Annotated in this window: 20 protein-coding genes; 7 read left to right on the forward strand and 13 right to left on the reverse strand. The window is 32.7% G+C overall.

What is annotated here, in order from left to right; genetic code table 11:
• Positions 1-169: 169 nt before the first annotated feature.
• Positions 170-844: a uracil-DNA glycosylase gene (locus QGM60_RS06270; protein ID WP_281139384.1), complete on the reverse strand. Its 675-nt coding sequence runs from the start codon at positions 842-844 to the stop codon at positions 170-172.
• A gap of 142 nt (positions 845-986) precedes the next feature.
• Between QGM60_RS06270 and QGM60_RS06275 the strand changes: the two genes are divergently transcribed.
• From QGM60_RS06275 to QGM60_RS06285, 3 genes are all read left to right on the forward strand, one after another.
• Positions 987-3158, forward strand: a complete 2172-nt coding sequence (locus QGM60_RS06275) for a DNA mismatch repair protein MutS (RefSeq protein ID WP_281139385.1) — start codon at positions 987-989, stop codon at positions 3156-3158.
• Between the two features lie 9 nt (positions 3159-3167).
• Positions 3168-3590 carry a DCC1-like thiol-disulfide oxidoreductase family protein gene (locus QGM60_RS06280; protein WP_281139386.1) on the forward strand — a complete coding sequence of 141 codons (423 nt, stop codon included), beginning with the start codon at positions 3168-3170 and terminating at the stop codon, positions 3588-3590.
• Positions 3591-3949: 359 nt separating this feature from the next.
• A complete protein-coding gene (locus QGM60_RS06285) occupies positions 3950-6076 on the forward strand; it encodes a mucoidy inhibitor MuiA family protein (protein ID WP_281139387.1) in 2127 nt (708 codons plus the stop codon).
• 282 nt (positions 6077-6358) lie between these two features.
• Here QGM60_RS06285 and QGM60_RS06290 read toward each other — a convergent pair whose 3' ends face one another.
• The 8 genes from QGM60_RS06290 to aroC form a co-directional block, all read right to left on the reverse strand.
• A complete protein-coding gene (locus tag QGM60_RS06290) occupies positions 6359-7519 on the reverse strand; it encodes a flavohemoglobin expression-modulating QEGLA motif protein (protein ID WP_281139388.1) in 1161 nt (386 codons plus the stop codon).
• Positions 7519-8349, reverse strand: a complete 831-nt coding sequence (locus tag QGM60_RS06295) for an N-formylglutamate amidohydrolase (protein WP_281139389.1) — start codon at positions 8347-8349, stop codon at positions 7519-7521. Before QGM60_RS06295 ends, QGM60_RS06290 begins: the two co-directional genes overlap by 1 nt.
• Entirely contained in the window at positions 8349-9386 is a 1038-nt protein-coding gene (locus QGM60_RS06300) for an RDD family protein (protein ID WP_281139390.1), read from the reverse strand. Before QGM60_RS06300 ends, QGM60_RS06295 begins: the two co-directional genes overlap by 1 nt.
• A complete protein-coding gene (locus QGM60_RS06305) occupies positions 9386-9721 on the reverse strand; it encodes a hypothetical protein (protein ID WP_281139391.1) in 336 nt (111 codons plus the stop codon). Before QGM60_RS06305 ends, QGM60_RS06300 begins: the two co-directional genes overlap by 1 nt.
• A gap of 7 nt (positions 9722-9728) precedes the next feature.
• Positions 9729-10541 (reverse strand): sulfurtransferase, encoded by an 813-nt coding sequence (locus QGM60_RS06310; protein ID WP_281139392.1) that lies wholly within the window; start codon positions 10539-10541, stop codon positions 9729-9731.
• Between the two features lie 10 nt (positions 10542-10551).
• Positions 10552-11589: a glutathione synthase gene (gshB, locus tag QGM60_RS06315; RefSeq protein WP_281139393.1), complete on the reverse strand. Its 1038-nt coding sequence runs from the start codon at positions 11587-11589 to the stop codon at positions 10552-10554.
• A gap of 62 nt (positions 11590-11651) precedes the next feature.
• Positions 11652-13097 (reverse strand): dicarboxylate/amino acid:cation symporter, encoded by a 1446-nt coding sequence (locus QGM60_RS06320; RefSeq protein ID WP_281139394.1) that lies wholly within the window; start codon positions 13095-13097, stop codon positions 11652-11654.
• Positions 13098-13137: 40 nt separating this feature from the next.
• Positions 13138-14211, reverse strand: coding sequence for a chorismate synthase (gene aroC, locus QGM60_RS06325; protein WP_281139395.1), 1074 nt, complete (start codon positions 14209-14211; stop codon positions 13138-13140).
• Positions 14212-14421: 210 nt separating this feature from the next.
• On the opposite strand from aroC, the gene QGM60_RS06330 reads away from it, so the two are divergent.
• Positions 14422-15273: a UDP-2,3-diacylglucosamine diphosphatase gene (locus QGM60_RS06330; protein ID WP_281139396.1), complete on the forward strand. Its 852-nt coding sequence runs from the start codon at positions 14422-14424 to the stop codon at positions 15271-15273.
• Here QGM60_RS06330 and QGM60_RS06335 read toward each other — a convergent pair.
• On the reverse strand, positions 15265-18192 hold the full coding sequence (locus tag QGM60_RS06335; RefSeq protein WP_281139397.1) for an FAD-binding and (Fe-S)-binding domain-containing protein: 2928 nt from the start codon (positions 18190-18192) through the stop codon (positions 15265-15267). The genes QGM60_RS06330 and QGM60_RS06335 overlap by 9 nt on opposite strands.
• Before the next feature lie 141 nt (positions 18193-18333).
• Between QGM60_RS06335 and QGM60_RS06340 the strand changes: the two genes are divergently transcribed.
• Both QGM60_RS06340 and QGM60_RS06345 read left to right on the forward strand, forming a co-directional pair.
• Positions 18334-18828, forward strand: a complete 495-nt coding sequence (locus tag QGM60_RS06340) for a hypothetical protein (RefSeq protein WP_281139398.1) — start codon at positions 18334-18336, stop codon at positions 18826-18828.
• Between the two features lie 66 nt (positions 18829-18894).
• Complete coding sequence (locus QGM60_RS06345; RefSeq protein WP_281139399.1) at positions 18895-20616, forward strand: FAD/NAD(P)-binding domain-containing protein; 1722 nt, start codon at positions 18895-18897, stop codon at positions 20614-20616.
• Here the strand turns inward: QGM60_RS06345 and QGM60_RS06350 are convergent.
• The gene (locus QGM60_RS06350) at positions 20613-21386 is read right to left on the reverse strand and encodes a TIGR03915 family putative DNA repair protein (RefSeq protein WP_281139400.1); all 774 of its coding nucleotides are present in this window, start codon (positions 21384-21386) and stop codon (positions 20613-20615) included. The genes QGM60_RS06345 and QGM60_RS06350 overlap by 4 nt on opposite strands.
• Complete coding sequence (locus QGM60_RS06355) at positions 21387-22649, reverse strand: putative DNA modification/repair radical SAM protein (RefSeq protein ID WP_281139401.1); 1263 nt, start codon at positions 22647-22649, stop codon at positions 21387-21389.
• 199 nt (positions 22650-22848) lie between these two features.
• Here QGM60_RS06355 and QGM60_RS06360 point away from each other — a divergent pair, with 199 nt between their 5' ends.
• The gene (locus QGM60_RS06360) at positions 22849-23412 is read left to right on the forward strand and encodes a hypothetical protein (RefSeq protein WP_281139402.1); all 564 of its coding nucleotides are present in this window, start codon (positions 22849-22851) and stop codon (positions 23410-23412) included.
• On the opposite strand, the gene QGM60_RS06365 is transcribed toward QGM60_RS06360, so the two are convergent.
• Positions 23409-24935: a GH3 auxin-responsive promoter family protein gene (locus QGM60_RS06365; protein ID WP_281139403.1), complete on the reverse strand. Its 1527-nt coding sequence runs from the start codon at positions 24933-24935 to the stop codon at positions 23409-23411. The genes QGM60_RS06360 and QGM60_RS06365 overlap by 4 nt on opposite strands.
• Positions 24936-24939: the final 4 nt, after the last annotated feature.

The following is a 24939-nucleotide window of genomic DNA, read 5'->3' on the forward strand; positions in this document are numbered from 1 at the left end:
TTATAGCTATGTTAAAGTAAATCAACTCATCAATCTATGGTCATTACAATTATATTGGTCCTATCCTCCTTAGTTGCTCTTAATTTTTTATTGTTAATCTTTAGTTGTAACAAAACTTCTAAAGTAGTTAAGAATAAGAAGCCTCGAGTTATTAAACAGAAGAAACCAACTACTGTAGTTTCCACTCAATTGCAGACTGGCCAACTTGCTCCAACAGGGAGTTAGTTTTACTAAAATGCTTATTACCAAACCAATAACCTCTATTGGCACTCAAAGGTGAAGGATGACCTGTTTCCAAAACAAAATGTTTCTCTGTATCAACTAATTTTTTCTTCTTTTTAGCAAATCCTCCCCAAAGCAAGAAAACTACATTATTTCTGTTATCACTAATAAGCTTAATAACAGCATCTGTAAATTGCTCCCAGCCCTTATTTTGATGACTTCCTGCTTGATGTGCTCTTACAGTCAAAGTTGCATTTAACAATAATACGCCTTGATCTGCCCAAGGCTCAAGATTTCCACTTTTAGGATAAGTTACACCCAAGTCTTGTTCTATTTCTTTGAAGATATTAATTAAAGATGGCGGATGAGCAATCCCTTCATTTACTGAGAAGCAAAGCCCATTAGCTTGACCGATGCCATGATAAGGATCTTGTCCTATAATAACAACTTTAACATCACCAAAATGACAATGGTTAAACGCATTAAATATCTCTGAACCTTTAGGAAAGCATTTGTGGGTGTTATACTCTTGTTTTACAAATTCAACTAAAGTTTTAAAATAAGGTTTATTGAATTCAGGTTCTAAATAGGGTTTCCAGCTTTGGTGAATATCTACGTTCATTACTCCATTAAAATTTATCAAAAATAGCAATTATAGAAGTAATGTAAAAAGTATAAAAACGTTAATTATAACTTAAGAGATCTGCATTAGGCATATCCTAACAATTAACTTAAATTTGCATCTCAAAATACGAAAGCGATAGATGATAAACATTCATGAAAAAACCTTAAAGGATTTAGAGTTTTTTACAGTTTTAAAACAAGTTAGCGAACATTGTTCTACCGAATTAGGTAGGGATGCTGCTTTGGGCATTCTACCATTTCCTACCGTAGAGCAAATTCAACTTGAATTGAAATATGTTAATGAATATCTGTCATCATTTCAAAATGAAAATAGAATTCCCAATCATGGATTTGATGCAATAACCAAAGAGCTAAAACTGTTAAAGATTGAAAACACTTATCTTGAAGTTCCAAGCTTACAAAAATTAGTGAGTATTTCTCTTACTGTTAATTCTATTTTAAAATTTCTAAAAAAGTTTGAAGAATACTATCCTAACCTCTACCAACAAAGTAATTCCATTGAGGTTACTACTGCTCTCATAGATCAAGTAGATGCAGTTGTTGATCGATTTGGTGAGATAAAGGATGATGCTTCACCTACACTTTCAGAGTTAAGAAAATCAATAAATCAACTCAAAACAAAGATTAATAGTAGCTTCACCTCTGCACTAAACACTTATCACAATCTAGATTATCTTGACGATATCCGCGAGTCTGTTGTAGATAACAAACGTGTTTTAGCTGTAAAAGCTATGTATCGTAGAAAAGTGAGAGGTGCTATAATGGGAGGTAGCAAAACAGGTAGTATTGTCTATATAGAACCGGAAACGACCTTACAATATTCTAGAGAGCTTAATAATTTAGAATATGAAGAAAAGGAAGAAGTTATTAAAATTCTAAAAGAACTCACAGACTTCATTCGTCTATTCTCACCACTTTTAAAAACCTATCAAGAGTTTTTAACCCAAATAGATATCATTTCAGCAAAAGCAAAATACGCTAATCGCATGGATGCTATTCTACCTGAAATCTCAGAAGAACGTCGTTTATTTTTACGAGATGCGTATCACCCACTACTTTATCTAAACAATAAAGCAAAAAACGAAGACACCTATCCTCAAACTATTGCTCTAGATAAAGAAAGCCGCATTATAGTAATCTCTGGACCTAACGCTGGTGGAAAAAGTATCACCTTAAAAACGGTTGGCTTATTACAAACTATGTTACAAAGTGGTATGCTTATTCCTGTCCATGAGCGCAGTAAGGTCTGTATTTTTGATAGAGTACTAAGCGATATTGGCGATAATCAATCTATAGAAAACCATTTAAGTACCTACAGCTATCGTCTAAAACAGATGAATTATTTCTTAAGAAAATGTAATAACAAAACATTGTTCTTAATTGATGAGTTTGGTACAGGTAGTGATCCTGAACTAGGTGGTGCTTTGGCAGAAACATTTTTAGAGGTCTTTTACGAACGTGGTGCTTTTGGTATTATCACAACCCACTACTCCAATTTAAAACTTTTAGCAAATGAGCTGCCTCATATGCAAAACGCCAATATGCTTTTTAACGAAAAAAGCTTAGAGCCCATGTACAAATTGGTAACAGGACAAGCTGGTAGTTCTTTTACTTTTGAAGTCGCACAAAAAAACGGCATTCCTTATAGTTTAATCAACAAATCAAAAAAGAAAATTGAACGCGGTAAAGTACGATTTGATGCTACAATTGCTAAACTTCAAAAAGAACGTAGTAAGCTCGAAAAAACCGAACGCTCTCTAAAAGAAAACGAAAAGAAAAAGCAGTCTGAAGCTGATAAACTTGAAGAAGTCAATGCTAAAGTTCAAAAGAAGCTAGAAAGTTTTCAAGAATTATATGACAGTAATCAACGTTTAATTTATCTGGGCCAAAAAGTTAATGATCTTTCTGAAAAATATTTTGAAAACAAAAGAAAGCGAGAGCTTATGGCTGAACTATTTCGTTTAGTTCAGATTGAAAATTCTAAACGAAAAAAAATATCGGCAAAACAAAAACGTGCTGAAAAAGCTAAGGAAACCAAAATAAAAAAGGAAGCCGAAAAGAAGGTTGAAGTCATTAGACAAAAGAAGAAAGAAGCTAAAAAAATAGAACAACAAAAACCTGAGCCACCTAAACCAGCTTTAAAAATCGGTGATAGAGTACGTATGCAAGATGGTAAAGCTGTTGGTAGTATTGACGCTATTGAAAAAGGAAAAGCTATAGTAAACTATGGCTTATTTACAACAAATGTTAGCTTAGATCTTTTGGAATTGGTGGAAGCTAAAAAAGTTTAACTTTATAGTATGAACGCTAAAGTCCCTGAGGATAAACAATTAATACTTTTTGATGGAGTCTGTAATCTATGTAACAGCAGTGTTTTGTATGTTATAAAAAGAGACAAAAAAGACCAATTCCTTTTTGCACCTCTACAAAGTGCTATTGGTAAAGAAATTATTGCACATTTTGGTGTAAATACAGATGCAGTAGATTCTATTTTGCTTTACAATCCAAAGAAAAGCTCATTAAAATATAAATCTTCTGCAGCGTTACATGTTGCTAAACATTTAGGTTTTCCAAATAATTTAATGACTATCTTTTTTATTGTACCGACTTTTATTAGAAATTGGGTTTATGATTATGTGGCCAAAAACCGATATCAATGGTATGGAAAAAAGGAATCTTGTATGATTCCTACACCAGAACTAAAGTCTAAATTTTTAGAATAGAAAAAGCCCTTTTAAAACAATTTAAAAGGGCTTTTCTAAATTAACAACTTACTTAAAACTAATTTTAAACAAAAAATTTAATTTCAATTCGTTTACTTTAGAGGGATATTAACGAATTGGTTAATAGCACATTTTTGTTGGTTCAAATTTATAAATGATTGCCTTCTTCAAATAAAAAATTCGATATAAGTCATTTATAACTGTTAAAATATGTTAACATGTAAAAAATACCCATGAGTTACATTTTTAACTAATTCATAAGCCGACTTCACTACTCTATATAATCATGTTACTCATTTATAGTTTAGTAATGGTAAATTCTCATATAGTTTTGGATAAAACCTAAATTTAAAGACATCATGAAAAACCAACAACTACTCTTTTTATTCTTTATCATATCCCAAATAGTAATAGGGCAGCAAAAAAGTAATATAACAGATGTTACAGTTTATTTAGATGGAGCGGAAATCAATAGAACATCGACTATAAATCTTAAATCTGGGACTACTGAATTTACTTTTAATGGGCTTTCACCACACATTGAAGAAAGTAGCATTCAAATTTCAGGCTTAAAAAATGCTTCTGTTTTATCTATCAATTATGGAATTAATTATCTATCCAAGCAAAAACAATCTGATTCTATAACAGCGTTGCAAGACCAAATGAAAGTTCTCGATACTAAAATTGAAAGTGAATACGAGCTAATCGCTGGTTATAACGAAGAGATAAGCCTTATTCAAAGCAATAAAAGATTGGGCAATGAAACCGAAGTGGTTAGTCTAGAACAATTAAAAAACTTCGCAACGTATTATCGAACTAGAATTACAGAGCTTAAAAAAGCAATCAACGTCTCTAATGCGAACATTGCTAAACATGAAGAAAATCAAAACGATTTAAGAAAACAACTTATTGAATTCAACGTTGAAGAAAAAATACAAACGGGTGAAATAACACTTAAGCTCAATAGCGACATCAATACCACATTAGATTTAAACATCAGTTACAATATAAAAAATGCAGGTTGGTTTCCTATTTATGATTTAAAGGCAGAAAAAATAAACAGTCCTTTAAATCTTGAATATAAAGCCCATGTTTATCAGAGTTCTGGTTGTGATTGGGATAACGTGAATTTAGTGCTATCTACCAGCGATCCCAATACAAATAATGTTAAACCTATAGTCAATCCTAAATATCTCAATTTCATTAATCGCTATAGTAATTACCAATCGCAACGTGCTACAAAAAGCTATAATTACAAATACAATCCACTTGTAAAAACTGTATCTGGGGTTGTTACCTCTACTACTGATGGCTTACCATTACCTGGTGTAACTATTATAGAAAAAGGCACTTCTAATGGAACGCAAACCGATTTTGATGGTAATTATAGTTTGCAAACTACTTCAGGCAACACATTAGTATATTCTTATGTAGGTATGCAGACTGAAGAACTGCCAATTCATTCTAGTATTATGAATGTGGGTTTAAATGAGGATATACAGTCATTAGATGAAGTTGTAATTGTTGCTAATGGAAACAGACCGAACTCTAAATTTGCGCAAGCTCTTTCTGGTCAGGTAGCGGGATTAAATATAGTTAACAAAAATGGTCAACCAGGTGGTAATACTACAGTTAATTTAAGAGGTGTAGGATCTATTGACAGTAATAATGAACCTTTATTTATTGTAGATGGTATTCCTATTACATCAGATAAGTTTAATATAATTAGCACTGATGATATAGAAAGTTTACAAGTCTTAAAAGATGCAGGTGCTACATCGATATATGGGAATCGAGGTGCCAAAGGTGTTGTTGTTGTAACATTAAAGAACGGTTCAGAAAGTAAAATCAATTGCTTAGGAAATACCGTTGCAACAGGAATCACCAACACTCGTTTTGAAATCAATAAAAAATATTCTATACCTTCAGATGGAGACGTTACGGTTATTGAAATAGATAAATTTGATGTGCCTGCTAACTACAACTATTTTGCGGCACCTGTTCTTAATGAGAATGTTTTCTTAACAGCTAAAATTGGAAATTGGGAACAATACAATTTACTTCCTGCTGAAGCTAACGTCTATTTTGAAGGAAGCTATTCTGGAAAAACCAATATCAACCCAAGTGCTACAACAGATAGCCTAACAATCTCTCTTGGTGTAGACCCTAATATTGTGGTAAAGCGTACTCAGCTTAACGATTTTAAGAAAACCACATTTATTGGTAGCAATAAAGTTATTTACAAAGGTTACGAAATTGAAATTAAGAACAATAAACAATCTGATATTGAATTATCACTTTATGACCGCATTCCAATCAGTCAAAATAAAGACATAAAACTAGATGATATTGAAACAGGAAGTTCAGAATACGATGATGAAAAAGGGATCCTAAAATGGATACTAAACCTTAAACCAGGTGAAACAGAAACTGTAAAACATTCATATTCTATTAAATATCCAAAATATAAGCGGGTTAATCTATAGTATATTTTCAAAATGAACCTATCGAAGTCTAAAAAACGACTCGGTTTTTAAGATTCTTCGATTCGCTCTGAATGACAAAAAACTAAGCCTCAAAGCAAGATAATGACAGTTTGAGCCTAGCTTCCGTTAGCTGGGAATGAATCAAATTCTATAGAAAAGCATGTCTAACTTTTTAATAGTTCAGTTACACTGAAAGTTATAAAACATCAAGCTTTGAGGCTTTTATTTAAGTTTAAATTCTTCTTCTAAATTTCGACAAACGGAGTCGGTCAGACGTAATATTTATTTTAAACTTTTTAGAATAAAATCTAGATTTGGATTTGAATTATCATTTGTAATATAAGCATCCGTAAAATACTTTGGTGGTAAAGCCAAACCAAGCTTTTGCATTTTCTTTATGGTTGGAATATAATCCTGACTTACTTTTCCTGTTAACAACACACCTAAATCTTTTCCTTTTTTAGCGTATTTATAAACGTTTCTTAAACCTGAAAGGTAAAGATGATCTTTGGTAAAACCACCACCTCTATGCACGCGTAAGGTAATCGCAAATGCTTTATCTCTATTCAATTTATGCTGATTATGTAGCAAATGAAACGTATCACTAAAATCATAACCCTTGTTTAAACTATCTACAGCTATCACTCTAAAAGCTAACTCTTTTAAGCGCTCAATAGTTAAGCAATTACTCATAAATTCTGAATAAACTGCTAAACCTTCTTGTGTTTCTACATTATTAGGAAACCCGTTAGAAAACACCTTTAGTGGATGCGACAAACCGTTGAATGTGGTTACCATGTGGACACCAATTTCATGATTTGTCAATACTTTTAATTGATTTTTACTGTATTTATGGCTTTTTCGTAGTACTAAAGTTTGTGTATTATTCAGCACCATGGCTGCCGCAGAAAGATTATTCGATATTTTGATGTTATATTCAAAATCATAACGCTTAGAGAATTCATCAAAATAAGCTCTAGCTTCTTCAGCACTAAACATCGGAAGCATTTCCTCATTAAATTCAGAATCATCAAAACGTAAGATAAACTTAGCGTTTTCAATATCCTTTTCGGTTGGTGTTCCAAAGCTTTTTAAACTATTGAAATAAAACTTACGACCTTGACCAATAGTTTCAATACATTCAATTAAACCAGAATATTCATAGATAATGTCTTCATAAAGCTGTCTGATATCATCATCTTCAATGCGTTCTAATCGTTGTGAAAAAAATAAACGATGCAATTTATAACCGTTAAATCGCATTTTTGGGTACTTAAACTCTGGCTCGTAGTTATATTTTGAAGAATAAAATTTCTTTTTTTCTGAAGCTATATTTAACGGGTTAATGTAATTAAGCAGTTCAATATTTTTAACCAACCTATTGAGGTTAGCATCAATATCAAACAAATCATGAAACTCATCCGTTGCTTTAATTTGGGACATTAGTTTTTAAAATTTTTGTAAAATTCTGCTGCATGCTTTGGCAAAAGTATTTTAAGTTGTTCCTCTACTGTAGAAACTACTTCAGGATAAATGATCTGTTGATATTCATCACAATACACCTTTGCAATTTCGGTTGCCAAAACTAAGGTATTCTTGAAGTTATTGGTAATAAATTTTAAGAAATATCCATTACCTTGAAAGGTATCATTGACTTTTGCAGTTTGCTTAATGTTATGCGGAAATTTTATAGATTCCAAATAGCTTCTCCAACGTCCAACTTCATCTCCAAACCTATCGTTGTCAATATTAGAAGTTCCTAAATTCCATGTTGGCACTTCTCTATCCCAGCGTTTCCAGTTATAACTGTGCATGTCATAAACTACACAGACTCCAAATTTTTCTTCTAATTTAGATATAAGCGTTTCCACGACGTTGTAAAAACTCTGATGCTTTTTTAGACTTTTAGCTTTCTCTAATTCTGGTAATGGATTTTTCCAAAGTTGTTTTCCCCAAGCGGTATCGAAAACAGCATTTTCCGGATCACGATTTAAATCATATTCAAATCTAGAATTACATCCTGCAATGACTATAGGATGCGAAATAATCATGTTTTTAGTCTCAGGATCTTCCTCATACCATCTGTCGTATTCTGAATGTAGACAATTGTCCCAAAGGTCTTTTCTAAATTGATGACCATCATGCACTGCTGCACAAGCATAAGGTACGTATTCGTCTATCTTTAAAGTAAAGGAATAATCTTCAGCAACAGCATGAAAACACTGTTCGCTATTTATACATTCTATAATTTGTTGAACACTTAACTTTTCCATTAGAAACCGTAAATAAAATGAAACACTACAAGAATTTTATACAAAAAAAACAATACAAAGAGGGTTATAAAGACTATATAGAAAACTTTATATTTTGAAGGTTCTTTCACCTGCTCTGCAACTGTTGTTTTTGATAAACTATCGTGCAAACCTATTTTTCCTAAAAATGAAAATCCTTCAAAAGGAATCTTCCTGCTTAATGTTCTCCTTAAAATATTTAAGAAACTAACCGGTTTTTCTTCTAGACTTACCACGCTGGTTTGTGTTAAATATTTTGCGGGTGTTGCCTTAAACAAGGCTTCAAAAATTAAGTAGTACGTTGTGGTGAACACAAAAAAGACTATCCAACCAGCAATGTTCTCTCCAACTAAACTTTGAAAATCTTGTATTAAAGTACTAACATGGAAATCAAAAATATATTTAGAAAATATACTTAAAATCAAAAAGATATCTATAATGTGATGTGCTAATCTTTTCCATTTACTTGCTGGTTTCAATTGGAAAGTTTTGAAATCAGATAATTGATTTTCTTTGGACTGTATATATTCTAGCTCTGCCTTCCATGTCTTTAGATAGAAATAACACACATAAAACATAAATACTGCTTTTAATAAAAACAGTATTCCTAAAAAGCCTTTTACTTCAAAAAAGATAAACAATACATAAACTTGATACAAAAAGGATAAGATTGTAAACAGTGAGATAACACTTAGGCAAAACTGAATCACTTTTGTTTCTCTATAGTTTGATAATTTATATACTACTACAGAAATTATAAACAGTACATAAAATACAATGTCTAAGTAACTTATATAATAATAAGAACCACCTTCTAAATTACGTTTAAAAGTAAAGACTTCTAAATCAAAAAACTTAAGGTCTGAATAACTAAAATCAAAAAATAAATAGATCCACTTTATAAAACTATCTTGTTTAAAATTAAGTATATCTACAAATTGAAATAATAAACCTGAAATCGCTAAATAAAGTAAAATCCAAAAGGTGTTTTTTAAAAGCCAAGTATTAAGTTTATTCATTATAGCGTACTAAATAAGCGTTCTAAACTTTTAAGCATATTACGTTCATTAATATTGAATTTACCATCTGAAAAGAAAAGCGTTTTTATATCTGCCAATAATACTTCAATATCGTCCTTATCGTAATTGTGCTGTTTTAAACTCGTCATTATCTTTTTAATACCTTGATAATCGTTATCATTATCAAATTCGTCATGAATTTCTTGAAAGGTATTCATGTCCACTTTCTTAATGATAATGTTGCGTTCACGATTGTCTTCTTTAAAGTCAGAATTGGCAGCAAACAAAAGAATATATGCTACGAGTTCATCCCTTGTCCAGTGAATTGTTTTCATTTTATGCTTAGGTTAAAGTTCCATATTCTGTCCATGATCCATCATAGACCACAAGATTTTTATAATCACATAAAGTAGCCGCTAATGCTAATATACAGGCTGTAATGCCAGAGCCACAGCTAAATACTAATGTAGTTTGTTTTTTAAATATATGATCTAAAATAATCTTTAATTCGTTAACCGGTTTCAATGTATAACCATCAAATAAGTCCGTGTAAGGTAAATTTACTGAATTTGGAATAGTGCCTCGTCTCAAACCTTCACGAGGTTCATCTACTTTACATTGGAAGCGCTCACTGGAGCGTGCATCTATAATTAGAGCATCACTATTTTTAGAAAATTCACCAACACCATTAAAATCTGTCATTAAGTAAGAATTAAAATCAGCTTTAAAATTTCCTTTTTCAAAAATTACAGTTGAGTAGGATTCTATTTTATAACCTTGCACTTTCCACTCTGGCAGTCCTCCATCTAAAGCAGCAACAGTTTTAAATCCAAACGTTTTGAATAGCCACCAAGCTCTAGCACTAGAATAAATCCCTTTATCATCATAAACTACGACAATTGAATTTTTGTTGATTCCTAGACTTTGAGCTTCTTGTTCAAATTGTTCTTTAGAAGGTAACGTGCTTGGAAAAGGAGCTGACACATCGCTGAATTTTTGCTTTATGTCAAAAAATCTTGCATGTGGAATTCTTACTGAAGATGTATCGATGGATTTATTTATTGTAGCATCTAAAACAATTAATTCAGGTAAATCGATGTTTTCGTTCAACCATTGAACAGAAACAAGAGGTGTTTGAAATGGAATTGAATTCATCTATAATGAATTAAGCCTCATCAACTGTTTTTCGTAATCTTGCACGTCTATCAAAAGCCTGAAGTTGATCTAAAACCTTGCTTTCTAAAAAGTCGATAACTTTTTCTTCAACTTTAATTTTATTCTTATACACTTTATTGATATAAGTTATTCCACCAGGAGACATCACGTTGACCTCAACCAATTTACCGCCAATAACATCAATACCTACAAAATAAAGTCCATCCTTAACCAATTTAGGTCCTATTTGCTTACATAATGCCTTTTCGGCTTTGGTAAGATTGTGCTTTTGTACACTTCCTCCAGCAGATACGTTAGAGCGATGATCGTCAGTTCCAGGAACACGTTTCATAGCACCTACCGCTTCACCGTTTAGCATTAAAATTCTAACATCACCTTGATCTGCTCCTTCAATATAATCTTGAAGAATAACATAGTTTGACGTACCATCAGAATTAGAAATATAAAAATCTAACAATGAGTTGATATTGCTCATGGCCGATTTTTCAATAAGAATAACACCAGAACCACCAAAACCATTTAATGGTTTTATAATCATCTTGTCTGCCTTAGAATCTTTAATCTGTTTTACTAAATACCTTTTGTTCTTAGACACGTGTGTATTCGGTATAATGTTACTATGTGCATCACCAAAAGCAGCAGTGTAAAGCTTGTTATTTGCTTCACGCATACCTTGTAAAGAATTCACAATAAAAACATCATCCTTTACCGAATCCAAAAAGTTGAGCATAATTGGATCTAAAGGTGGATTTGCTCTAAAGAAAATAGCATCAAAACCAGCTAAAGGCAACATTTCTTCGCGAAGCTTTGCTTTATTATAGAATGCTTTTAAAGTTGGCGGAACTTTTTCCATTCTCCCAATAACATTACAAAATGCATTAGTGACACTATTTCTAATGGTAAGATTTGCTGGTGTACACATTGCTACACCATGACCTCGTTTTACGCACTCTTTTATGAGTGTTAAACTAGTGTCGTTTTCGGGATCGATTTGCTCCCAAGGATACATTATAAAGCAAATATTCATTCGTTATGATTTTGGTTAGTTACTATTGCAATCTTAAAAAGTAATATTTGAAGATATAAAAATTATGAATCTAAATCAAAAGTTTGTGTAGGGTTATCATGCTCACTGTAATCTAACATGTTTTCTCCATCTGCAATTATTGAGCATACTGTTGCATCTCCAGTAACATTAACCACAGTTCTAAACATATCCAAAATACGATCTACAGGAAAAATTATGGCTATCCAAGCAGGATTCAGACCTACCGAACTTAACACAATAATAAGCATAACTAAACCTGCACTAGGAACAGCTGCAGAACCTATAGATGCCAATGTTGCTGTTAACACAACCGTAACTTGTTGACCAATGGTTAAATCTATCATGTGCATTTGTGCCAAAAATATAACTGCGACAGCTTGATATAAACTCGTTCCATCCATATTTACCGTAGCACCAATAGGTAAAACAAAACTGCTAATTTTCTTATTGACTCCTAGGTTTTGTTCTACACACTCCATAGTTACCGGAAGTGTTGCAGCACTACTAGAAGTTGAAAAAGCTAAGGTTTGTGCTGGACTCATGGATTTAAAAAATCCTGTGTAAGGTATTTTCTTTACAAAAAGCTTTAGGATTAAAGGATAAGCCACAAAAATCATTAAAAGCAAACCTGCTAAAACAGTTAAAGAATACCAACTTAAACCTTTAAAAATCTCAACCACTTTACCAATGTCGTCGCCTGCCATTTTACTCACAACTCCGGCTAAAAGAGCAAATACAAAAAAAGGTGCTGCTTGCATAACAACATCAACCATTTTAAGAAAAACTTCATTGATGCCATCAACAAGATTTAAAACAGGAGCTGATTTTTCAGTAGGAATAAATAATAAACAGACACCAAAAAATATAGCGAAGAATATTATTTGAAGCATTAATCCATTATTAGATAATGAATAGAAAAAGTTACTAGGAACAATATCTATTAAAGGTTGAAGCGGTGTGGTTTGCTTTTGCTTATCTACCGTTTTCATTTTATCCGCAACTGCAGCATCTTGAAGCTCACTTTTTGATAATTCTGATATTTCTTGAGCACGTTCGAAAAATTCAGGATCTTTCAAATAATTGATTCCATCTTTTATTTCATAACCTTCAGCATCTGCCCATATTTCATAACTTATTCTATTATCAATTCTACTTTGTTCATCTATAAGTTTACCTGGTTTTACAATATTAACAAGCAATAAGCCGAGAGAAATGGCCATAACTGTTGTAACCAGATAGATTCCTAAAGTCTTTCCTCCCATTCTACCCAAACTTGAAGGATCACCAATATTTGCAACACCACTGATAATAGAAAACAACACTAAAGGAACAGCAATAAGCTTCAATAAGTTGATAAAAATAGTTCCGAAAGGATCAATCCAATTTATTGTAAATTGACTCCAGCCCATTGAACTTGATAATAAAGCCCAAATGATACCGAGAACCATTCCTATAATTATTTTCCAGTGTAATGCTAGTTTCTTCATAATATTTGCCGCAAAAGCGGTAATCTCTTAAGTTAATCGTTTATTTCCAATCGTTAGACTCTTGCCTACGGAGTAATATGTAATCTGCTAAAACCAAAGCAGCCATAGCTTCTACAATAGGTACAGCTCTTGGCACCACACAAGGATCATGTCTACCTTTACCTTGCATTTCAACGGTTTCACCTTTGCTATTTATAGTTTCCTGTTTTTGCAATGTGGTAGCAACAGGCTTAAAAGCAACTCTAAAGTAAATATCCATACCATTGCTTATGCCTCCTTGAATTCCGCCAGACAAATTGGTTTGCGTGGTTCCGTCTTCATTAAACTTATCGTTATGCTCACTGCCCATCATTTTTGCACCGCAAAAGCCACTTCCATATTCAAAACCTTTAACGGCGTTTATGGATAACATCGCTTTTCCTAATTCAGCATGAAGTTTATCAAAAACAGGTTCTCCCAAACCAACAGGAACATTCTGCAAAACGCAGGTTATAGTTCCTCCAATAGTGTCACCTTGTTTTTTTACTTCTTGTACTTTAGCAATCATCTTTTCGGCAGAAACTTCGTCCGGACAACGGATAATATTAGATTCAATCTTATCGAAATCTAAATCTTGATAAGGCTTATCTATAAAAATATCACCAACAGAAGACGTAAATGCATTAATTTTTATTAAAGACAACATCTGTTTAGCAATAGCACCTGCCACTACTCTACTTGCAGTCTCACGAGCTGAGCTTCGACCTCCACCTCTATAGTCTCTAACTCCGTATTTTTTATCGTAAGTATAATCGGCATGACTAGGACGATACACATCCTTGATATGCGAATAATCTTTTGATTTTTGATTGGTATTATGAATAACAAAACCTATAGGCGTTCCGGTTGTAATCCCTTCAAAAATCCCAGAATAAAACTCAACTGTATCAGGTTCCTTTCGTTGTGTAACAATTTTGGATTGTCCAGGTTTTCTTCTATCTAATTCGTGCTGTATGGCTTCAAGATTCAACTCAATTCCTGCAGGACAGCCATCAATAATTCCACCAATAGCTTTGCCGTGCGATTCACCAAAAGTGGTGAGTTTAAATAATTTCCCGAAGGTATTTCCTGCCATTCAAAGTGTATTTTACGCTAATGTAATTTTATTCTAACAGAAACAAAAACCGAATTAGAATTTTTGTCATATAGCTTCAATACTGAAAAGCACTTTTTTACATGATTTTTCTCATAACAATTTAATAACAGTTTACTCATAGTTAGTTAATTATAGCGTTACAGTTAGTTAATAGCAATACCTGTAATTTGCATCTATTGATTTATTGCCTTGAATTTAAAGAGAAAAGTAGAAATAGCAGTTATATCTGACGTTCATTTGGGGACTTTTGGTTGTCAAGCCAAACAGCTTCTTACCTATTTGAATAGTATTGAGCCTAAGAAATTGATTCTTAATGGTGATATAATTGACATTTGGCAGTTCAAAAAACGTTACTTTCCAAAGTCACATCTTAGCGTTATTAAAAAAATCATGGATTTTGCCGCCAATGGTACTGAAGTAATATACATTACTGGTAACCATGATGAAATGCTGAGGAAGTTCACAGATGCTGAGATTGGCAATATTTCCATAGTAAATAAACTAGTTTTGGATCTTGATGGGAAGAAAGCATGGTTTTTTCATGGAGACGTTTTTGATATTTCAATTCAAAATGCAAAATGGTTAGCCAAACTTGGCGGTTGGGGTTACGATTTATTAATATTATTAAATAGCGTAGTGAACTGGGGATTAGAAAAGCTTGGAAAAGAGCGTTATTCCCTTTCAAAACGCATCAAGAACAGTGTTAAAAGTGCTGTTAAATATATCAACGACTTTGAAAGTGTTGCTACGGATTTAGCCATAGAAAATGGTTATGATTATGTGGTTTGTGGCCATATCCATCAGCCTAAAATGCTGATAAAAGAAAATAAACATGGTAAAACCACTTACTTAAATTCTGGTGATTGGGTAGAAAACTTTACGGCTTTAGAATATCAGTTTAAACGCTGGAAAGTCTACAACTACAACAGTGATAAACTTTCTCCATTCTTTGCAGATGAAGAACTAAAAGATATGGATGTTAAGGACTTGATTGCTGCAATTACCATAGTAGAACAACCTAAAAAGCAAAAATCAAAGTAGAGCTTCTCTTAAAATTGAAATGGGATGTTTTGCTATTCTTCCTGTACCATCTTTAATTTGGTGTCTACAACTTGTTCCGTTAGCAGCTATAACAATAGCTTCTGATGATTTTCTAACGGCAGGAAATAAGGTTTGTTCACCGATTTGCATACTGACCTCGTAATGCTCTTTTTCATAGCCAAAACTACCAGCCATACCACAGCAACCACTTGGTATTATGGTGACTTTATAGTTCTCAGGAAGGTTTAGAATATCAAAGCTAGATTTCTGATTGGCTAAAGCCTTTTGATGGCAATGTCCATGAAATTTAATAACTTTAGTTTCTTGAGTAAATTGTTCTGAAGTTATATTACCTAATTCTATTTCCTTTTGAATAAATTCCTCAATTAGAAACGTCTTTTGAGCTATAGATTTAGCTGAACCTTTATCATCCGCTAATCTTAGATACTCATCTTTAAATGTTAAAATGGCTGAAGGTTCAATACCTATAAGAGGTGTCTTTTCTGAGATTAAATCTTTAAAAATTGAAACATTTTTATTGGCCCTTTTTTTTGCGTCAATCAAAAGCCCTTTTGATAGCATTGCTCTACCAGATTCAGCGTGGGAAATGATATTTACCTTATAATTTAAATGTTTCAAAAGTTGAATTGCATCAACACCGACTTCAGTATCAAGATGATTAGTAAACTCATCGTTAAACAAATAAACCTCTTTTATTATTTTTAATTCAATTTCTTGATTTTCAATTTCTTGAAATAATTTATATAAACTTTTTGTTGAAATTAAAGGCAAGCTTCGTTCTTTAGCAATTCCATTAAAAGATTTAATAATATTGCTAGTAAAACTATTAGAAAACATAAAGTTTGTCAACCTCGGAACTCGACTTGCATATTTATTGAACGTATTGTTATAAGCGAATAATTTCGTTCTTAAAGACACCCCATTTTCCTTTTGATAATGATACAAAAATTCAGCTTTTAGACTTGCCACATCTACACTACTTGGGCATTCACTAGCACAAGCTTTACAACTTAAACACAAATCGAAAACTTCCTTTAATTCGGTATGATTAAATTTATTGGAATTTTCGGAATTTGTTAAATATTCACGTAATGCATTGGCACGTGCTCTTGTGGTATCTTTTTCGTTTCGTGTTGCTCTGTAACTTGGACACATAACACCACCAAACTCTGGTAATTTTCTACAATCTCCAGAGCCATTACACTTTTCTGCTTCTCGAAGAATACCTTCTGAATTCGAAAAATCTAATACAGTTTCAATCTGCGGCTCAACTCTATCTGGCACGTACCTAAGGTTTTTATCCATTGGTAATGCCTCTACAATCTTCCCTGGGTTAAATATATTTTTAGGATCGAAGGCAGACTTTATTACTTTTAAAATCTCATAATTGTCATTACCAATCATCATCGGAATAAACTCTGCACGCACAATGCCATCACCATGCTCTCCCGACATAGAACCATTATATTTTTTTACCAATTTTGCGACTTCAGTTGTTATTTGCCTAAAGAGTTTTACATCACCAGACTGCTTCAAATCCAAAATTGGCCTTAAATGCAATTCACCAGCTCCTGCATGCGCATAATACACAGCATTCTGGTGAAACGAAGTCATTAATTCTGTGAATTCAGTAATATAATTATCTAAGTCCTCAAGAGCCACAGCAGTATCTTCAATACAAGCCACTGCTTTTTTATCACCAACCATGTTACCTAAAAGTCCTAAGCCAGCTTTCCGCAACTCTACAGCTTTATTCACATTATCTCCAAATAGTATTGGAGCTGCATAACTCATATTCAGAACTTCTACTGTTTCTTGAAATTTTGAAATTAGGTCTTTCAATTCTCCTTGAGAATTTGCACGAATTTCACACATTAAGATCGCTACCGGATTCCCAACTACAAAATCCCTGTTTTCTTGCTGGCTTTTATTATGCTTTGTTAAATTAAGGATACTATCATCCATCATTTCACAGGTATACAAATTATGCTGCATAACCACCTTTACCGCTTTAAGACATTTCGCTAGACTATCAAAATGAAGTGCTACCATAGCATTTTCCTCTGGTGGCAACTGATCTAATTGCAATGTTATTTCTGTAGTAAATGCTAGTGTACCTTCACTTCCTGCCAATAGTTTACACATATTAAACTTTGTTTCGGATGCAATGAATACCTCAGAATTTACTAATTCATCAATAGCATAGCCTGTATTTCTACGATGTATATTGGGTTTAGGAAAGTTTTCTTTGATTTGATGTTGTACCTCTTCGGTCTTTAATTCTTCATAAATAGTTTTGTAGATAGCACCTTCAAGCGTTTTGAGCTTTATCTTATCTTGAAATTCTTGCTTTGATATATTACAGAACTCAACTTCACTCCAATCACTTAAAATTGTCTTTATTGACAAAACCTTATCACTCGTTACTCCATATTGAATAGACGTTGTACCTGAAGAGTTATTGCCAACCATACCGCCAATCATACAACGATTAGATGTTGATGTATTTGGTCCAAAACACAATCCGTAAGGTTTTAGGAAATTATTCAATTCATCTCTAACCACACCAGGTTGCACTGTAACTGTTCTATCATTTTCATTAAAATCTAAAATTTTAGTAAAATGTTTAGATACATCTACAACAATACCTTCACCAACACATTGACCAGCTAATGATGTTCCTGCTGTTCTAGGAATTATTGACGTTTCATTCTCATTTGCAAACTCAATTAGCAACTTTATATCCTTATTTGTTTTAGGAATAGCAACAGCTAACGGCAATTTTCTATATACCGAAGCATCAGTCGCATACAGTTTTCTGGTTAAATCATCACAATGCAAATCACCTTCAAAATTGGTGCTTAGTTTTTGAAGTTTATCTGTTATTGGAGAGCGCATTTGTGTTAAAATTTGTCGGAAATGTGTTATAATATTATCTTAAAGTAAAATGTGCTAACTCAATTTTAACATAAATTTGCCGTTGTAGAATTAACAGTATTACTTGCTGTTTGAAATATAGAAATTAAAACTTTAAAACTTATGAGAAAATTATTTTTATTAAGTGCATTATTAATAGGTTTCACAACCGTAACCAGCGCACAAGAAATAGCTGATAACGCTATTGGGCTAAGAATTGGAGATAGTGACGGATTTGGAACTGAAATCTCCTACCAACGTGGACTTGGAGGAAACAATAGACTAGAACTAGATTTAGGACTTAGGAGTGGAAGTGATTATGACGGTTTTAAGTTAGCAGGATTATATCAATGGGTTTGGAACTTAGATGGTAACTTTAACTGGTACGCAGGTGCTGGTGGTGGTTTAGCGTCTTATAGCTTCGATAATGTACCTAGTGGTCGTGATGACAGCGAAACATTTGTATTTATAGCAGGTGATGTTGGTATTGAATACAACTTTGACATTCCACTAATCTTATCTTTAGATTTTAGACCTGAGTTAGGTTTCGGAGATGATTACTACGATAATGACGATCTAGATTTTGACATCGCATTAGGAATAAGATATCAATTTTAATTAGTTGAAATATATTATTTAAGACCACCTTATTCAAGGTGGTTTTTTTATTACTTTTAATACCATATGAAAGCACTAACTATTATTGGATTTGGACCTCGTGGACTCTATGCTTTAGAACGTCTTGTTTATCATTTAGCGATGAGAAAACAAGAGATCAATATTTTAGTTTTTGAAAGTAAAACAGAACTAGGCACAGGTGCGGCTTGGAACAAGGATCAACCAAATAGCAATCTTATAAATATAACAGAACGTGCCTTGGTAGACTTACCGTCAAGACCTAAAATTGTATATAGAAATACTATAATTCCACAGTTTCCTTCTTATCATCAATGGTGTGAATTCTCCCAAAATGAACTAGAGCCAGATACCTTTCCTCCTAGAAAAAAAGTGGGTAAATACCTTTCGGAACGCGCCAACTCAATAATTGATGTTTTAAAATCTAAATCAGGTTTTGAACTCTTTAAGACTTCCATTAAATCTATTGATTTAGAAAACAATAAACTAGCGCTATCATCAGACAATAAAGTTTGGAAAGTAGATGACGTGCTTTTAAGCATTGGTCATCAATCAACAAAAAATTCTGAACAGCTCAATGAATGGATTGAACATTCAAAATCAAACACTGAGATCAAAGTTTACGAGAATACATATCCAGTATCTCTATTTAAAGACATAAAGAACCAAACAAACATTTCAATTGGTATTAGAGGTTTTGGACTCTCTTTGATAGATGTAATGCGTTACCTTACCATAAACGATTTTGGTAATTTCAAAATCACAGATGATCAGACTTTTGAAACCTTATATTACAAAGTTAAAGATCAACAACTTCAAATTGTGCCTTTCTCTTTAGATGGTTTACCTCTAGTTCCAAAACCATTAAATGAACATATTGATAATTGGTACAAACCAACAGATGAAGAACTAGAATATTTTAAAACTTCAATTACTTCTGTAGCACAAACCAGCAAAAACTTTAATACTATTGACTTTTTGATAAAACCTATAGCTGAAATTAGCTCCAGAGTTTTTCTTGATTTAGGAGACAAAGCTGTAAGTCATAATTATGAAAAAAAGGAAATTGAATCCGTAGTATTGAATTGGTTACAAAACAAAGACCATCAACACCCAACACTACAAAACAACAATATCAGCACTTACAATCTTATTAAAAGTTATATTGAAATGGCTTTGGGTGAAACTAAAATCACTTTAGACTATTGTGTTGGTCAGGTTTGGCGACATTGCCAACCAACACTCTATGATGCTTTTTCTTATGCAAATCTAAAACCTGAAATCATAGAAGATGTGATTGCTCAAGACGAACAAAGTAAACGCTACTCTTATGGACCACCAATAGAAAGCATGCAACAACTATTGGCTTTGGTGGACGCTGGAATTTTAAATTTAAATTTTGTTAATAATCCAGATATTGAGCTAGAAAACCATGGTTGGCGACTTACCAATGAAAGTCAAGACCGCAAGAATGTAAACATAATGATTAATAGTGTTCTCGATTCTCCAAAACTATTGGAAGTGAATTCACCTTTAGTCACAAACCTTTTACAACACGATTTAATTTCACCAATACATTCTAAACTCGGTATAGAAACAGATGAAAATGCTTACGTTGAAACCGAAAACAAAAAGAATAAAGTCAACATTGCCGTTTTAGGTCGTTTAGCAAAAGGTAGTGTTATTGGTGTCGATGCAATTTTGGAATGTTTTGGATCTCGAATTGATAATTGGGCAAAAGCTTATTCTGAAAAGGTGTCAGAAAGTTAATCAGGCTGTTTTTCGCTTAAATATTTCCAATAGCGTTTTGGCACATGTCGTGTATGCAACTTCATGTTTTTTCGTGATTCTATATTGGTACTTTTAAAATAATCTTGCCATAACTTTTGAAATTCAAACTCTTCCTCTGAAAAATAATCGCTATCCGTTTTTGAAAAATTGAAACCAGAAGGCAGTTCAATATTCATGATTTCAGCATTTTCTAAGTCATAGTAAATACCATAAGCGCGCTTAATATCATAAATCAACCATTTTTGATCTGCGTATCGACTTTTAAAATGTTTAATGATAAGTGGCAACACATTAAAATCAGGTTCTATATTGGCAAAATAAATATGATCTTTAGTCAGTTTAAACCTTACAAATGCTTCCATTCTATGCTTTTCCCTTCCTACCATTTTTGCAATTTGAGCTACTTGTAAAATAGAAGGATGAGAATAATCTTTGTCGCTATTTATTCTTGAACTAAGAATATATCGAATAGCATCTAACATTATATTTTCAACACCTTCTCTTTCACTCAAAAAAGTATAGTACAATTGGTAACTACCTGTTCTGCTTGTTTTATTTTTAATGCCATTCCAAACACGATTGGCTTTTTCAGTTTCCGTTATAATATTTTCATTATCAGAAAATAATTGTGATTGCACAGAAAATTTATTCTTAATAGTTACATCCTTTAACTTATACTCATAGACATGAAAGACAGCACACAATAAGCCATCAAAAGTTCCGTCATATATTAAAGTTTTTGATTGCATCTATCCAAATAAACTCAATTGATTACTTAACGTTGTTCTATATTTACTATTTGAATTTTGTAAAATATAACCTTTAATTTTTTCAGAAGTCAAATCTCGTTTTTCAAACTGATTGCTGTCACAAACCATGAAGTATTTTGCTCTATTAAGTGCTACACCAATCTTTTTGAGGTGTTCCCAATTCAATCTTCTAAAGCGCCTTGCATTCAATATTTTATGAACCGATCGCATGCCCAGACCTGGAATTCTAGCCAACATACGTTTATCAGCAGTGTTGACATCTACAGGAAATTCATGTAAATTACGTAAAGCCCAACTCAATTTAGGATCTATGTCTAAGTCTAGGTGTTGGTGTTGTTCATTCAGAATTTCACTAACATCAAAACCATAAAATCGCATTAACCAATCAGTTTGATACAATCTATTTTCTCTAAGCATAGGCACTTCACTACCTATTTTAGGCAACCTATCATCATAACTTATTGGGACATAACCCGAATAGTAAACCCGTTTTAAATTAAAGTTTCTATAAAAATGATTTGAGGTTTGCATAATTTGAAAATCATTCTCTCCACTTGCTCCAATAATCATCTGTGTACTTTGTCCTGCAGGAGCATATTTTGGAGTGCTTCTTATGATTTTCTTTTCGGCTTTATATTGAATAATTTCATTTTTCACTTTAGCCATTGGTTTAATAAAATCCTCTCTATTCTTATCAGGAGCTAATTTTTTAAGACCAGATTCTGTTGGGATTTCAATATTCACACTCAATCGATCTGCATACAAACCTGCTTCTCGCATTAATTCATCAGAAGCTCCAGGAATAGATTTTAAATGAATGTAGCCATTGAAATTTTCCTCTTTTCGTAGTTTCTTCGCCACAGCTACCAAACGCTCCATTGTATAATCGGCATTTTTAAAAATCCCTGAACTTAAAAACAAGCCTTCGATGTAATTCCTGCGATAAAAATTAATAGTTAAATCCACCACTTCTTGAACCTTAAAAGCAGCACGCTTAATGTCATTACTTTTTCTAGTGACACAATAAGCACAATCGAAAATACAGTGGTTAGTTAGTAGAATTTTCAACAAAGACACACATCTGCCATCCTCAGTATAAGAATGACAAATTCCCATACCTGAAGAATCACCCAAACCTTTGTTAGTATTTGTTCTTTTACTTCCACTTGAAGAACATGAAACATCATACTTAGCAGCATCGGCTAAGATTTTAAGTTTTTCTTGTATACGCTGAAATGACAATTTGAGACTACTTTATTGAATAAATTTCTACCAACACAAAAATACTAACAATTATAGTTTTTTATTGCTGACATTTGTAGTAATCAAATGTTAAAGTATATCATAAAAACTGGTATAAAACTCTTGAAAACCTTATATTCATTGATAGACTATGAGATTACATTTTTTAACCTTTTTTATAATATCGACATTAAATTTTATGAGTGCACAGCATATAATTCCAAAAAATATTGAAACACAAGTAAACAAAGCTTTGGATTATTATCCGCAATTGGATAGCACACATATAGAATTCAAGTTCAAAAAAAACATAAAAAAATCTACAATGCAGGCCAGACCTACTTTTGGTAGTTTCTTTAGAAGTAAAAAGAATAGACGTTATGTAATTTTAATAAGTGAGAAATTCAAAATATCTGATAAAGAATTTAAAACTGTTGATATGCCTTCAGATATATTTGTGGGTTGGATTGGTCATGAGTTAGGTCATATTTTAGATTATCAAAATAGAAGTAATTTTAATCTAGTTTGGTTTGGAATTAACTACTTACTCTCTCAAAATCATATTGTTGAAGCAGAAAGAGCTGCGGATTCTTTTGCAGTAAATCAAGGTATGGAATCTTACATTCTGAAAACGAAAGATTTCATATTAAATAATGCCGATATTAATCAAACTTATAAAGACAGAATAAAAAGATATTATTTGTCTCCTGAAGAAATTATAGAGTTAGTGAAAGAACGAGAAGACCTGCTTCAAGCCAATTAATTATTAACAAAATCCTCCCAATCTTTGAATTTGTCTTCATTCATAACGCGTTCCATTTTTACTTGTCCACCTTTCTTTTTGTTATGTGCGTTCCAGTCGTAAAAAACTTCAGGCGAAATGACTTTTACTTTTACTCCTTTTAAAGCTTTACTTCTTGCTACTTTGTAATTTTTATTCGCGTTTTTTAGTGCTTCATCAAGAGCATTAGCCACAGATTCTTCATCGGGATTTTCAATTTCCGAACCCAAATACCAATAATGATAAAATTCACCATCCTCTTCACTTCGCTTTGCACAAATGGTATATTCAGGAATTTTAGTTTTAAACTGCTCTTCCAGTTCTCGCATAGCAGCATCCATTTTATTTACCGACAATTGCGAACCTACGGTATTTAAAAAAAATTTAGTTCGTCCTGTGATTTTGATTTCAGCACGTTCAACATCTGTAAATTCGATGGTATCACCAATAAGATAACGCCAAGCTCCACTCACTGTGCTTATAATTAATGCATAATCTTGATTCGTTTCAACTTCCGCTAAAGTTAACGAAGGTGCTTCGTCTGTAAGTGAGCCGTCTTCATTAATATATTCAGGTTTGAATGGTACAAATTCAAAATAAATACCATTATCTGTATTCAATTGCATAGCGTCAGTTTCGGGACGCACTTGAGTTGCTATATAACCTTCTGAAGCCAAATAGGTATCTATGACGGTAACTGGTTTGCCCATCAAAGCATTAAAACTTTTTTCATAAGGCCCAAAAGCGACACCTCCTGAAGTATAAACTTGAAGATTCGGCCAAATTTCATGTATGTTTTTCAAATCATGATGTTCAATCACTTTTTGAAGCATTAGTTCTATCCACGACGGAATTCCGCTCAACGCTCCTATATCCCACTCCTCTGCTCTTTCCGCAATAGTTTGTACACGTTCATCCCAATCATCTATTTTAGCAACGTCTTTTCCAGGTTTATAATAACCACTAAACCACGACGGAATATTACTAGCACTAATACCACTAATTTCTCCTTCGAGATGATCATTGTTTTCCTGTAAATCTGTTGAGCTTCCCAACATCATGATATCTTTTTCAAAGAAATCTGCTGGTAAATCAAAGTTCTTGAGAGCAAAAACTTGTTTTATTCCTGCTTGCCTAATGGCTTCAATCATTTCATCAGTCACAGGAATTCGTTTGCTGGTTTTTCCTGTAGTACCAGAACTCAATGCAAAATAATTAGGATTCCCTGGCCAAGTAACATCAGACTCACCTTCATGCAACTTATGCCACCAAGCCTCATTAATTTTATTGTAATCAAAATATGGAATCTGTTTCGCAAAAACTGTTTCAACTTCATCAGACTCTAAAATTGTTTTAAAATCATAATGCTTACCGAATTGGGTATCTTTTGCTTTTGTCAATAAATCTTTAAGTACATTTTTTTGAGCTTCAACATGATTCACCTCTTTCGAAACAAAGTCTTTGAGATAAATTGCTCCTTTAATGATATGTCCGATAAATGCCATTTTG

It is taken from the genome of Winogradskyella sp. SYSU M77433 (assembly GCF_029911945.1).
In the GTDB taxonomy this organism is placed as follows: Bacteria; Bacteroidota; Bacteroidia; order Flavobacteriales; family Flavobacteriaceae; genus Winogradskyella.

Excerpts from the sequence above, each read along its gene's own strand:
- QGM60_RS06300 (WP_281139390.1), bottom strand. The coding sequence starts at position 9,386 with ATGAATAAACTTAATACTTGGCTTTTAAAAAACACCTTTTGGATTTTA.
- QGM60_RS06360 (WP_281139402.1), top strand. The coding sequence starts at position 22,849 with ATGAGTGCACAGCATATAATTCCAAAAAATATTGAAACACAAGTAAAC.
- QGM60_RS06320 (WP_281139394.1), bottom strand. The coding sequence starts at position 13,097 with ATGAAGAAACTAGCATTACACTGGAAAATAATTATAGGAATGGTTCTC.
- QGM60_RS06280 (WP_281139386.1), top strand. The coding sequence starts at position 3,168 with ATGAACGCTAAAGTCCCTGAGGATAAACAATTAATACTTTTTGATGGA.
- QGM60_RS06365 (WP_281139403.1), bottom strand. The coding sequence starts at position 24,935 with ATGGCATTTATCGGACATATCATTAAAGGAGCAATTTATCTCAAAGAC.
- QGM60_RS06295 (WP_281139389.1), bottom strand. The coding sequence starts at position 8,349 with ATGGAAAAGTTAAGTGTTCAACAAATTATAGAATGTATAAATAGCGAA.
- QGM60_RS06285 (WP_281139387.1), top strand. The coding sequence starts at position 3,950 with ATGAAAAACCAACAACTACTCTTTTTATTCTTTATCATATCCCAAATA.
- QGM60_RS06340 (WP_281139398.1), top strand. The coding sequence starts at position 18,334 with ATGAGAAAATTATTTTTATTAAGTGCATTATTAATAGGTTTCACAACC.
- QGM60_RS06335 (WP_281139397.1), bottom strand. The coding sequence starts at position 18,192 with ATGCGCTCTCCAATAACAGATAAACTTCAAAAACTAAGCACCAATTTT.
- gshB (WP_281139393.1), bottom strand. The coding sequence starts at position 11,589 with ATGAATATTTGCTTTATAATGTATCCTTGGGAGCAAATCGATCCCGAA.
- QGM60_RS06305 (WP_281139391.1), bottom strand. The coding sequence starts at position 9,721 with ATGAAAACAATTCACTGGACAAGGGATGAACTCGTAGCATATATTCTT.
- QGM60_RS06345 (WP_281139399.1), top strand. The coding sequence starts at position 18,895 with ATGAAAGCACTAACTATTATTGGATTTGGACCTCGTGGACTCTATGCT.
- QGM60_RS06290 (WP_281139388.1), bottom strand. The coding sequence starts at position 7,519 with ATGTCCCAAATTAAAGCAACGGATGAGTTTCATGATTTGTTTGATATT.
- QGM60_RS06275 (WP_281139385.1), top strand. The coding sequence starts at position 987 with ATGATAAACATTCATGAAAAAACCTTAAAGGATTTAGAGTTTTTTACA.
- aroC (WP_281139395.1), bottom strand. The coding sequence starts at position 14,211 with ATGGCAGGAAATACCTTCGGGAAATTATTTAAACTCACCACTTTTGGT.
- QGM60_RS06310 (WP_281139392.1), bottom strand. The coding sequence starts at position 10,541 with ATGAATTCAATTCCATTTCAAACACCTCTTGTTTCTGTTCAATGGTTG.
- QGM60_RS06350 (WP_281139400.1), bottom strand. The coding sequence starts at position 21,386 with ATGCAATCAAAAACTTTAATATATGACGGAACTTTTGATGGCTTATTG.
- QGM60_RS06270 (WP_281139384.1), bottom strand. The coding sequence starts at position 844 with ATGAACGTAGATATTCACCAAAGCTGGAAACCCTATTTAGAACCTGAA.